The 12,613-nt window shown below is 53.6% G+C and carries 9 protein-coding genes; all 9 read right to left on the bottom strand.

What is annotated here, in order from left to right; translation table 11 throughout:
• Window positions 1–47 precede the first annotated feature (47 nt).
• Window positions 48–4,268: a DNA-directed RNA polymerase subunit beta' gene (rpoC, locus tag ACMGEE_RS21310; RefSeq protein WP_125290948.1), complete on the bottom strand. Its 4,221-nt coding sequence runs from the start codon at window positions 4,266–4,268 to the stop codon at window positions 48–50.
• 77 nt (window positions 4,269–4,345) lie between these two features.
• Window positions 4,346–8,374: a DNA-directed RNA polymerase subunit beta gene (gene rpoB, locus ACMGEE_RS21315; RefSeq protein WP_253456284.1), complete on the bottom strand. Its 4,029-nt coding sequence runs from the start codon at window positions 8,372–8,374 to the stop codon at window positions 4,346–4,348.
• 320 nt (window positions 8,375–8,694) lie between these two features.
• Window positions 8,695–9,060, bottom strand: a complete 366-nt coding sequence (rplL, locus tag ACMGEE_RS21320; RefSeq protein WP_253456287.1) for a 50S ribosomal protein L7/L12 — start codon at window positions 9,058–9,060, stop codon at window positions 8,695–8,697.
• Between the two features lie 59 nt (window positions 9,061–9,119).
• Complete coding sequence (gene rplJ, locus ACMGEE_RS21325; RefSeq protein WP_125290945.1) at window positions 9,120–9,617, bottom strand: 50S ribosomal protein L10; 498 nt, start codon at window positions 9,615–9,617, stop codon at window positions 9,120–9,122.
• A 413-nt stretch (window positions 9,618–10,030) separates the two neighbouring features.
• Complete coding sequence (gene rplA, locus ACMGEE_RS21330; protein WP_125290944.1) at window positions 10,031–10,735, bottom strand: 50S ribosomal protein L1; 705 nt, start codon at window positions 10,733–10,735, stop codon at window positions 10,031–10,033.
• Between the two features lie 3 nt (window positions 10,736–10,738).
• Window positions 10,739–11,167 (bottom strand): 50S ribosomal protein L11, encoded by a 429-nt coding sequence (gene rplK, locus ACMGEE_RS21335; protein ID WP_125290943.1) that lies wholly within the window; start codon window positions 11,165–11,167, stop codon window positions 10,739–10,741.
• 163 nt (window positions 11,168–11,330) lie between these two features.
• A complete protein-coding gene (gene nusG, locus ACMGEE_RS21340) occupies window positions 11,331–11,876 on the bottom strand; it encodes a transcription termination/antitermination protein NusG (RefSeq protein ID WP_024966040.1) in 546 nt (181 codons plus the stop codon).
• 1 nt (window position 11,877) lies between these two features.
• Entirely contained in the window at window positions 11,878–12,261 is a 384-nt protein-coding gene (secE, locus tag ACMGEE_RS21345) for a preprotein translocase subunit SecE (RefSeq protein ID WP_253456291.1), read from the bottom strand.
• A 229-nt stretch (window positions 12,262–12,490) separates the two neighbouring features.
• Window positions 12,491–12,613 (bottom strand): EF-Tu C-terminal domain-related protein (locus tag ACMGEE_RS21350; protein ID WP_463357621.1); only part of this gene is annotated, 123 nt, incomplete at its 5' end.

Genomic DNA, 12,613 nt, shown 5'->3' on the forward strand with positions numbered 1-12,613 from the left:
AAAAAACCCCACCGAAGTGGGGTTTTTACGGTCAGCAGGAAAGACGATTAATCGTCGTTGCCGCCCAGACCCGCGTTCAGCAGTTCTGCCAGGCTGGCAGACGCTTCGTCGGCCGTGACCTGAGGAACTACAGGCGCTTCGCCTGCCGCTTTACGGCGCATACGATCCTGGTGATAAGCGTAACCGGTACCGGCTGGGATCAGACGACCCACGATTACGTTCTCTTTCAGGCCGCGCAGTTCGTCGCGTTTGCCCGCAACGGCTGCTTCGGTCAGTACGCGCGTCGTTTCCTGGAAGGAAGCGGCGGAGATGAAGGACTCGGTCGCCAGTGACGCTTTGGTGATACCCAGCAGATCGCGCATATAGGTCGCTGCGATTTTGCCGTTGGCTTCCAGCTCACGGTTAGAAATCTTAACGCGTGAAACTTCAACCTGCTCGCCGTCCAGGAAGTCGGAGCTGCCCGCGCTTGCAATGGTTGCTTTACGCAGCATCTGACGAACGATGACTTCGATGTGCTTATCGTTAATCTTAACGCCCTGCAGGCGGTAAACTTCCTGCACTTCGTTAGTGATGTAACGGGTCACCGCATGCACGCCACGCAGACGCAGAATGTCATGTGGAGACTCTGGGCCATCGGAAACCACGTCACCGCGCTCTACGCGTTCACCTTCGAACACGTTCAGCTGACGCCATTTCGGGATCATCTCTTCGTACGGATCGCTACCGTCAACCGGCGTAATCACCAGACGACGCTTGCCTTTGGTCTCTTTACCGAAGGAGATAATACCGCTGATCTCCGCCAGGATTGCTGGCTCTTTCGGACGACGCGCTTCGAACAGGTCAGCAACGCGTGGCAGACCACCGGTGATGTCCTTGGTACCGCCGGATTCCTGCGGAACACGAGCCAGGGTATCACCCGAGCTGATTTTCACGCCGTCTTCCAGCTGCACAATCGCTTTACCCGGCAGGAAGTACTGAGCAGGCATATCGGAGCCTGGGATCATCACATCATTGCCGTTGGCATCAACGATTTTCAGCGCAGGACGCAGATCTTTACCGCCGGACGTACGCTCTGCGCTGTCCAGGATCACCAGAGAAGACAGACCGGTCAGGTCATCCGTCTGGCGGGTAATGGTCTGGCCGTCGATCATGTCGGTAAAGCGGACGAAACCGCTCACTTCGGTGATAACCGGCATGGTGTGCGGATCCCAGTTTGCTACGGTCTCGCCCGCTGCAACCTGCTCGCCGTCGCCTTTCGCCATGGTAGAACCGTAAGGAACCTTATAGCTCTCTTTGGTACGACCGAATTCATCGATCATTTTCAGCTCGGTGTTACGCGAGGTGATAACCAGTTTGCCAGCGGAGTTGGTAACCGACTTGGCGTTAGAGAGTTTAATGGTACCTTTGTTCTTCACCTGAATGCTGGATTCAGCAGCCGCACGCGATGCCGCACCACCGATGTGGAACGTACGCATGGTCAGCTGAGTACCCGGCTCACCGATGGACTGTGCTGCGATAACGCCGATGGCCTCACCTTTGTTGATGATGTGACCACGCGCCAGATCGCGTCCATAACAGTGGGCGCACACGCCGAAGTCAGTTTCACAACTTACTACGGAGCGGACTTTCAGGCTGTCGACAGAATGCTCTTCCAACAGGTCACACTGCTGTTCGTGCAGCAGGGTGTTGCGTGGCAGCAGGATGTCGGCCGTACCCGGCTTCAGCACGTCTTCTGCGGTAACACGACCCAGTACGCGTTCGCGCAGCGGTTCTTTCACGTCGCCACCTTCGATAACCGGAGTCATCATGATGCCTTCGTGCGTGCCACAGTCGTCCTCGGTCACCACCAGATCCTGCGCTACGTCTACCAGACGACGAGTCAGGTAACCGGAGTTCGCGGTTTTCAGTGCGGTATCCGCAAGACCTTTACGAGCACCGTGGGTCGAGATGAAGTACTGGAGTACGTTCAGACCTTCACGGAAGTTCGCGGTAATTGGCGTCTCGATGATGGAGCCATCTGGCTTAGCCATCAGGCCACGCATACCGGCCAGCTGACGGATCTGCGCAGCAGAACCACGAGCACCGGAGTCGGCCATCATAAAGATGCTGTTGAAGGAAACCTGGCGCTCTTCTTCACCGTCACGGTTAATGACGACTTCGGTAGAGAGGTTTTCCATCATCGCTTTCGCAACGCGTTCGTTGGCCGCAGCCCAGATATCGATCACTTTGTTGTAGCGTTCGCCCGCGGTAACCAGACCAGACTGGAACTGCTCCTGGATCTCGGCCACTTCGGTTTCCGCTTCGCTGATGATCTCAACTTTTTTCTCTGGGATCACCATGTCGTCGATACCTACAGACGCACCAGAACGTGCCGCGTAGGCAAAACCGGTGTACATGGTCTGGTCAGCAAAGATAACCGTTGGCTTCAGGCCCAGGATGCGGTAACAGGTGTTCAGCATCTTGGAGATCGCTTTCTTACCCAGCGCCTGGTTGACGATGGAGTAAGGCAGGCCTTTCGGCACGATCATCCACAGGATGGCACGACCAACCGTGGTATCGATCAGGCTGGTTTTCGAGGTCCATTCGCCCTGCTCGTTTTTCTCGTGCTCGGTGATACGCACCTTAACGCGAGCGTGCAGAGACGCCAGGCCAGCGCGGTAAATACGCTCGGCTTCTTTTGGACCGGTCAGCACCATGCCTTCGCCTTTGGCGTTAACACAGTCGCGGGTCATGTAGTACAGACCCAGTACAACGTCCTGAGAAGGAACGATGATTGGCTCGCCGTTCGCAGGTGACAGGATGTTGTTGGTAGACATCATCAGCGCACGCGCTTCCAGCTGGGCTTCCAGCGTCAGCGGCACGTGAACAGCCATCTGGTCACCATCGAAGTCGGCGTTATAAGCCGCACAGACCAGCGGGTGCAGCTGGATAGCTTTACCTTCGATCAGCACTGGCTCAAATGCCTGGATGCCCAGACGGTGCAGCGTTGGCGCACGGTTCAGCAGGACCGGGTGTTCGCGGATCACTTCATCCAGGATATCCCAGACGACAGCTTCTTCACGCTCAACCATTTTCTTGGCGGCTTTGATGGTGGTAGCAAGACCACGCAGCTCCAGCTTGCCGTAGATAAACGGTTTGAACAGCTCCAGCGCCATTTTCTTCGGCAGACCACACTGGTGCAGACGCAGGTATGGCCCTACGGTGATAACGGAACGACCAGAGTAGTCGACGCGTTTACCCAGCAGGTTCTGACGGAAACGACCCTGTTTACCTTTGATCATATCGGCCAAAGATTTCAGAGGACGCTTGTTGGAGCCGGTGATGGCACGACCGCGACGACCGTTATCCAGCAGCGCATCGACCGCTTCCTGCAGCATACGTTTTTCGTTACGTACGATGATGTCAGGTGCGGCCAGATCCAGCAGGCGCTTCAGACGGTTGTTACGGTTGATAACGCGACGATACAGATCGTTCAGATCTGAAGTAGCGAAACGACCGCCGTCCAACGGCACCAGCGGACGCAGATCCGGCGGCAGTACAGGCAGCACGGTCAGGATCATCCACTCTGGCTTGTTGCCAGACTGCACGAACGCTTCCAGCAGCTTGATACGCTTGGTCAGCTTTTTACGCTTGGTTTCGGAATTGGTTTCGTTCAGCTCTTCACGCAGCTGCTCGCATTCCTGCTCCAGATCCATGTTTTTCAACAGGGCCTGAACCGCTTCCGCACCCATTTTCGCGTCGAATTCGTCACCGAACTCTTCCAGCGCGTCCAGATACTGCTCTTCGGTCAGGATCTGACGGCGCTCAAGGTTGGTCATGCCGCCTTCAACCACCACATAGGATTCGAAGTACAGCACGCGTTCGATGTCACGCAGCGGCATATCCAGCAGCAAACCGATGCGCGAAGGCAGCGATTTCAGGAACCAGATGTGCGCAGTCGGCGAAGCCAGCTCGATGTGGCCCATACGCTCACGACGAACTTTGGTCTGTGTAACTTCAACGCCACACTTCTCACAGATCACGCCGCGATGTTTTAAACGCTTGTACTTACCGCACAGGCATTCGTAATCTTTTACCGGCCCGAAAATACGCGCACAGAAAAGCCCGTCACGTTCTGGTTTGAACGTACGGTAGTTAATGGTTTCTGGCTTTTTAACTTCACCAAAAGACCAGGAACGGATCATGTCTGGCGAAGCCAGCGCAATTTTGATCGCATCAAACTCTTCGGTCTTAGTTTGCGCTTTCAGAAACTTAAGTAAGTCTTTCACGGATTAGCTCCCGTCGGAGTGAGACTTCTCAGGACGCCCGGGGCCGGGCGTCCTGTAACCAGTACAAATTCGAGTGCTTACTCGTCTTCCAGCTCGATGTTAATACCCAGCGAGCGGATCTCTTTCAACAGTACGTTGAAGGATTCCGGCATGCCCGGTTCCATCTGATGGTTGCCGTCAACGATGTTTTTATACATCTTGGTACGGCCGTTGACGTCATCAGACTTCACGGTCAGCATTTCCTGCAGGGTATAGGCGGCGCCGTATGCTTCCAGCGCCCACACTTCCATCTCACCGAAGCGCTGTCCACCGAACTGCGCCTTACCACCCAGCGGCTGCTGAGTAACGAGGCTGTAAGAACCGGTAGAACGCGCGTGCATCTTGTCATCCACTAAGTGGTTGAGTTTCAGCATGTACATGTAGCCAACGGTAACCTGACGCTCAAACTGCTCGCCGGTACGGCCATCAAACAGGGTAATCTGACCGGAAGAAGGCAGGCCGCCGAGCTGCAGCAGCTCTTTGATCTCGCTCTCTTTCGCGCCGTCAAACACTGGCGTGGCGATTGGCATACCTTTTTTCAGGTTCTCTGCCAGACGCAGTACTTCGTCATCGCTGAAGGTATTCAGGTCTACTTTCTGACGCACGTCGGTGCCCAGATCGTAAGCGCGCTGAATAAACTCACGCAGTTTGGAGACTTCTTCCTGCTTTTTCAGCATGGCGTTGATTTTCTCGCCGATGCCTTTAGCAGCCATACCCAGGTGGGTTTCAAGAATCTGACCAATGTTCATACGTGACGGTACGCCCAGCGGGTTCAGTACGATATCGACCGGCGTGCCGTTCTCATCGTATGGCATATCTTCGATCGGGTTGATCTTGGAGATAACACCTTTGTTCCCGTGACGACCTGCCATTTTGTCACCAGGCTGGATCTGACGTTTAACGGCCAGATACACTTTAACGATTTTCAGCACGCCAGGTGCCAGGTCATCGCCCTGAGTGATTTTGCGGCGTTTCGCTTCGAGTTTCTTCTCAAACTCGTGCTTCAGCTCGTCGTACTGCTCCGCCAGCTGCTCCAGCTGACTCTGTTTTTCTTCGTCGGTCAGGCCGAGTTCCAGCCAGCGCTCGCGCGGCAGCTTGTCCAGTTTTTCCGCTTCCACGCCGCCGGAAACCAGCAGGTAGTTGATACGGCTGAACAGGCCGGCTTCGAGGATCTGCAGTTCTTCAGACAGGTCTTTCTTCGCCTGCTTCAGCTGCATCTCTTCGATTTCCAGCGCGCGCTTGTCTTTTTCCACGCCATCGCGGGTAAAGACCTGCACGTCGATAACGGTACCGGACACGCCGTTTGGTACGCGCAGAGAAGAGTCTTTAACGTCAGACGCTTTCTCACCGAAGATGGCACGCAGCAGTTTCTCTTCTGGCGTCAGCTGGGTTTCGCCTTTAGGCGTCACCTTACCAACCAGAATGTCGCCGCCGGTCACTTCCGCACCGATATAAACGATACCGGATTCATCCAGTTTGGAGAGCGCAGCTTCACCCACGTTAGGGATATCAGCAGTGATCTCTTCCGGCCCCAGCTTGGTGTCGCGAGACACACAGGCGAGTTCCTGAATATGGATAGTGGTGAAGCGATCTTCCTGTACCACACGCTCGGAGACCAGAATGGAGTCTTCGAAGTTGTAGCCGTTCCAAGGCATGAACGCGACGCGCATGTTCTGACCCAGCGCCAGCTCGCCCAGATCCGTTGAAGGACCATCGGCCAGCACGTCACCGCGCTCGATTGGTTCGCCCAGGTTGACACACGGCATCTGGTTGATGCAGGTGTTCTGGTTAGAACGGGTGTACTTGGTCAGGTTGTAAATGTCGATACCGGCTTCGCCCGGGTACATCTCGTCTTCGTTAACTTTAATAACGATACGGGACGCATCCACGTACTGAACGGTACCACCACGTTTCGCTACGGCTGTTACACCGGAGTCAACCGCTACCGCGCGTTCCATACCGGTACCAACCAGCGGCTTGTCAGCGCGCAGAGTCGGAACCGCCTGACGTTGCATGTTTGCACCCATCAATGCGCGGTTGGCGTCATCGTGCTCCAGGAACGGGATCAGGGACGCACCGACGGAAACCACCTGCTGGGTGGAAACGTCCATGTAGTCAACCTGGTCGCGGCTGAACAGGCTCGATTCGCCTTTGCTACGGCAGGTCACCAGGTCGTCTACGAAGTGACCTTCGTCGTCGAGGTTGGTGTTTGCCTGAGCGATAACGTAGTTACCCTCTTCAATTGCAGAGAGGTAATGAATTTCGTCGGTCACCACGCCTTCGCGAACGCGACGGTATGGGGTTTCCAGGAAACCATACTCGTTGGTCTGCGCATAAACAGACAGGGAGTTGATCAGACCGATGTTTGGACCTTCAGGCGTTTCGATTGGGCACACGCGACCGTAGTGAGTCGGGTGAACGTCTCGAACTTCAAAGCCTGCACGCTCACGCGTCAGACCGCCCGGGCCAAGTGCAGAGATACGACGCTTGTGCGTAATCTCAGACAGCGGGTTGTTCTGGTCCATAAACTGTGACAGCTGGCTGGAACCAAAGAACTCTTTCACTGCCGCAGAAATCGGCTTGGCGTTGATCATATCCTGAGGCATCAGGGTATCGAGATCGCCCAGGGAAAGACGTTCTTTCACCGCACGCTCAACACGAACCAGACCTACACGGAACTGGTTTTCAGCCATTTCGCCGACGGAACGGATACGACGGTTGCCGAGGTGGTCGATATCATCCACTTCGCCAATACCGTTACGGATACCGATGAGCTTCTTCATCACTTCAATGATGTCGTCTTTGCTCAGGATACCGGAACCTTCGATCTCGTCACGCAGCAGAGAACGGTTGAACTTCATACGGCCAACCGCTGACAGATCGTAGCGGTCTTCCGAGAAAAACAGGTTCTCGAACAGGTTTTCAGCCGCTTCACGCGTTGGCGGTTCGCCAGGACGCATCATGCGGTAGATCTCAACCAGCGCGCTCAGGCGATCGGTGGTTGGGTCGACGCGTACGGTCTCAGAGATGTACGGGCCGTGATCCAGATCGTTGGTAAACAGCGTTTCAATGCGCTTGTGGCCGGACTGGCTCAGCTTGGCCAGCAGATCCAGCGACAGCTCCATGTTCGCGGCAACGATCAGTTCGCCGGTGCTTTCGTCGATGTAATCTTTAGCGACGACTTTACCCGCGATATATTCAACCGGAACTTCGATGTGCTCAACGCCATCTTTTTCCAGCTGACGAATGTGGCGTGCTGTAATGCGACGGCCTTTCTCAACGTAAATAGTACCGTTGGCTTCGATATCGAAGGAGGCAGTCTCACCGCGCAGGCGCTCAGGCACCAGTTCCATCTGCAGCTTGTTGTTGCGGATCTCATACACCACTTTATCGAAGAACAGGTCAAGGATCTGCTCAGTGGTGTAGTTCAGCGCGCGCAGAATGATGGTCGCTGGCAGCTTACGGCGACGGTCAATACGAACGAACAGGTTGTCTTTCGGGTCAAACTCGAAGTCTAACCAGGAACCACGGTAAGGGATGATGCGTGCGTTATACAGCACTTTGCCCGACGAGTGGGTTTTACCCTTATCGCTGTCAAAGAAGACACCAGGACTACGATGCAGCTGAGAAACGATAACGCGTTCTGTACCGTTGATCACAAAGGTACCGTTATCGGTCATGAGCGGAATTTCGCCCATGTACACTTCCTGCTCTTTGATGTCTTTAACGGTGCCTTCCGGCGCTTCACGCTCGTAGATCACCAGGCGCAGTTTTACGCGCAAAGGGGCAGAATACGTGACGCCACGGATCTGACACTCTTTAACATCAAAGACGGGTTCGCCTAAACGGTAGCTGACGTACTGCAGCTCAGAGTTACCGCTATAGCTTTGGATAGGGAATACGGAACGGAATGCCGCTTCCAGACCATATTGACCTTCCGGATCTTGCTCGATGAACTTCTGGAACGAGTCAAGCTGGATAGAAAGGAGATAAGGAATGTCCAGAACCTGCGGACGTTTTCCAAAATCCTTACGAATGCGTTTTTTCTCGGTATAGGAGTAAACCATAGGGTTCCTCAGCTCGCTGAAAAGTAGAACCTCTCTGTCCGTCCAGGGGGGACAGTTCATGCAACACTATTTTGTTGGGCCGGAATGAACATCTTCCGTAATACCTCTTTCTATCACTCTTAAATCATTTCGTTGCCGTGCAAGGCAGGGAACCCTGCGGGGAAGCAATATATTAAGGCGTCGATAGAAAAAGACATTAAGCAAATCAGTGACTAAACGGTGTGAAACGCCACTGACGCTCTACAGCGCAAAAAGGCTGGTGACCAAAAAGTCACCAGCCGTCAGCCTGATTAACTCAGGCTGCAACCTGAAAGGTTGGCTTATTTAACTTCAACTTCTGCGCCAGCTTCTTCCAGAGATTTCTTCAGAGCTTCTGCGTCGTCTTTGCTGATGCCTTCTTTCAGGGCAGCAGGTGCAGACTCAACCAGGTCTTTAGCTTCTTTCAGGCCCAGACCAGTTGCGCCACGTACGGCTTTGATTACGGCAACTTTGTTAGCGCCGATAGCTTTCAGTACAACGTCGAACTCAGTTTTTTCTTCAGCAGCTTCAGCCGGGCCTGCAGCAACAGCTACAGCAGCAGCAGCAGAAACGCCGAATTTTTCTTCCATAGCGGAAACCAGCTCAACAACGTCCATTACAGACATAGCCGCTACTGCTTCCAGAATTTGATCTTTAGTGATAGACATGACAATTGTTCCTGTGAATCAGAAATAGTTTATACGTTAAAGTGCAACGGGCAAAAAGCTTAAGCAGCTTCTTTCGCGTCGCGTACGGCAGCCAGGGTGCGGACCAGTTTGCCTGCAGCGGCTTCTTTCATGGTCGACATCAGACGTGCCAGCGCTTCTTCGTAAGTTGGCAGAGTTGCCAGACGGTCGATATTCGCCGCCGTGATCAGCTCACCTTCAAAGGCCGCAGCTTTGACCTCAAATTTTGCATTCGCTTTCGCGAACTCTTTGAACAGACGAGCAGCAGCGCCCGGGTGTTCCATAGAGTATGCAATCAGGGTCGGACCAACAAACGTGTCTTTCAGGATCTCAAACTGAGTTCCTTCAACGACGCGGCGCAGCAGGGTGTTGCGAACAACACGCATGTAAACGCCAGCTTCACGACCTGCTTTACGCAGTTCAGTCATTTTGTCTACGGTCACGCCGCGGGAATCCGCAACTACCGCAGACAGCGCGCCTTTGGCTACTTCGGTGACTTCAGCAACAATCGCTTGTTTGTCTTGAAGATTTAATGCCATTAGCTTTTGCTCCTGGATTTTGACCGGGGAAGGATTCCCCCGGAACTCACATCACCTGCGACCGAAGTCAGCAGGCGCTCAAACACGGTGAGCAGAATCCAGCAAAGACTATAAAAATATTCTTCAGGTTCTGTCACCGTCTACGCAGGAAATTAAGTTCCTTTCGAAACACCTGCGGTCTTGGACGGAGGCCTGGATAAGGCCAGGCTCCAACCGAAAATTCTGTCTATCTGCGTCATTCGGATACTGCGTTGGCCGCTCTCGTTCACACCAGTTACATAGCGGGCTATGCTCCCGGCGATTCACTGCTTTGCCGCCTTGTCTCAGTCCGATTGACTTAAATAGAGGTTCTGTATATTTACAGAACAACGGGCCAAAGATTCTAGTCGAAAATTTCGCCCGCGTAAAGCAGATTAGTTAGCTACAGCGTTCAGGCCAGCCTGATCAACTGCCACACCCGCACCCATAGTGGTGGAGATGCTAACTTTCTTGATGAAAACGCCTTTCGCCTGAGAAGGTTTCGCTTTTTTCAGCGCAACCAGCAGGGCTTCCAGGTTTTCTTTCAGCTTATCGGACTCGAAATCAACCTTACCGATAGTGGTATGGATGATGCCGTTTTTGTCGTTACGATAGCGAACCTGGCCCGCTTTAGCGTTTTTAACCGCTTCAGCAACGTTTGGCGTTACGGTGCCAACTTTCGGGTTTGGCATCAGACCGCGTGGGCCCAGAACCTGGCCCAGCTGGCCAACAACGCGCATCGCATCCGGAGAGGCGATAACCACGTCAAAGTTCATTTCGCCTTTTTTGATCTGGTCAGCCAGATCTTCCATACCTACCAGCTCTGCGCCAGCTGCTTTAGCAGCTTCAGCGTTTGCGCCCTGGGTAAATACGGCAACGCGTACTGAACGACCGGTACCGTGTGGCAGTACGGTTGCACCGCGCACGTTCTGGTCAGATTTACGAGCATCAATGCCCAGGTTTACTGCTACGTCAACGCTTTCTACGAACTTGGCCGTTGCCAGTTCCTTCAGCAGAGCGACAGCTTCGTTGATGTCATACTGTTTAGTTGCATCAACTTTGTCACGGATCACGCGCATGCGCTTGGTCAGCTTAGCCATTTCTTAGTCCTCTACCACCAGGCCCATGGAACGAGCAGTACCTTCGATTGAGCGAGTCATCGCTTCAACGTCAGCACCAGTCATGTCCGCAGCTTTGGTTTCTGCGATTTCACGTACCTGAGCGCGTGATACTTTACCTACTTTGTCTTTGTTCGGCTTGCCGGAACCAGACTTGATACCCGCCGCTTTCTTCAGCAGTACAGCTGCCGGAGGCGTTTTGGTAACGAAGGTGAAAGAACGGTCAGAATAAACGGTAATAACAACCGGGATCGGCAGACCTTTCTCAACGGATTCTGTTTTGGCGTTAAACGCTTTACAGAATTCCATGATGTTAACGCCCTGCTGACCCAGTGCCGGACCTACTGGCGGACTTGGGTTTGCCATACCGGCTGCAACCTGCAGCTTGACGTAGGCTTGTACTTTCTTAGCCATGATAATTCCTCTATTGGGTTCAATCGCTCGGCAAAGAGCTCCCCGTAATTAATATTCACGCGCTGTAGCAGCGCATAAAAACAAAAGGCGCGAAATTGTAGGGCAATTTCGCGCCTTCCGCAACCGTTATTCTGGTTATCGGCTTACATTTTATGCAGGCCGATCAGCCTTTCTCAACCTGTCCAAAGTCCAGCTCAACCGGCGTAGCGCGGCCAAAGATGGAAACGGAAACTTTCAGGCGGCTTTTTTCATAATCCACTTCTTCCACCACACCGTTGAAGTCGGCAAACGGACCGTCGTTAACGCGGACCATTTCACCTGGTTCAAACAGGGTTTTCGGACGTGGCTTATCGCCAGCAGACTGCAGGCGGTTCATGATCGCGTCGACTTCTTTATCGCTAATAGGTGCCGGACGATCGGATGTACCACCAATGAAACCCATGACGCGCGGCACGCTGCGCACTAAGTGCCAGCTTGCATCGTTCATGACCATTTGTACCAGAACATAGCCCGGGAAGAACTTGCGTTCGCTTTTGCGACGCTGACCGCCACGGATTTCAACCACTTCTTCGGTTGGCACCATGACGTCGCCAAAAAGCTCTTCCATGTTATGTAATTTGATATGCTCGCGCAGCGACTGGGCTACACGGCCTTCAAAGCCGGAAAACGCCTGAACGACGTACCAGCGCTTTTTTGGAGCTTCAGACATCTCAGAACCTCAGGCCAGTGATAAACGATACCAGACGGACCAGAATACCATCCAGTCCCCACAAAATCAGTGACATCACGGCAGTAACCGCGGCAACGATTAACGTGGTATGCAACGTTTCCTGACGAGTCGGCCAAATAACCTTGCGAACTTCTGTGCGCGCTTCGCGGGCAAAAGCCAGGGTTGCTTTGCCCTTCGTCGTCAGCAGCGCAATGCCACCTGCTGCTGCGATCAGGATTACAACGGCCAGCGCGCGCAGCGGGAGGGTGACTTCACGATAGTAGTAGTTGCCAACCACGGCCACGAGCAGCAGCAGCGCCACCACTAACCACTTTACCGTTTCCAGTCCACGCCCGCTCCCTTGAGCTTCGGTATTAGCACTCATAAACCAACCTGCCACAATAGATCAGAAACTATTTTGCCCCGTAATACGCGGCAACCGAACCGAATAATGCGCTCAGGCGAAACTCGGCATATAACGCCGTGCTACAGAGCCTGCCTCAGCAATGATTATGGTTGAAAATCACTGATGAGCCAGGTTCTATGTTACAGCGTGCAAAAAGGGCATCAAATGATGCCCTCTTCTTGTGCGTTGCGTCAAATATTATCAGCGATTAAGCGATAACTTTAGCAACAACACCCGCGCCAACGGTACGACCACCTTCACGGATTGCGAAACGCAGACCGTCGTCCATTGCGATTGGGTGGATCAGGGTAACAACCATTTTGATGTTGTC

Origin of the sequence: Erwinia artemisiae, assembly GCF_051400835.1 — a bacterium.
Lineage (GTDB): Bacteria > Pseudomonadota > Gammaproteobacteria > Enterobacterales > Enterobacteriaceae > Erwinia > Erwinia aeris.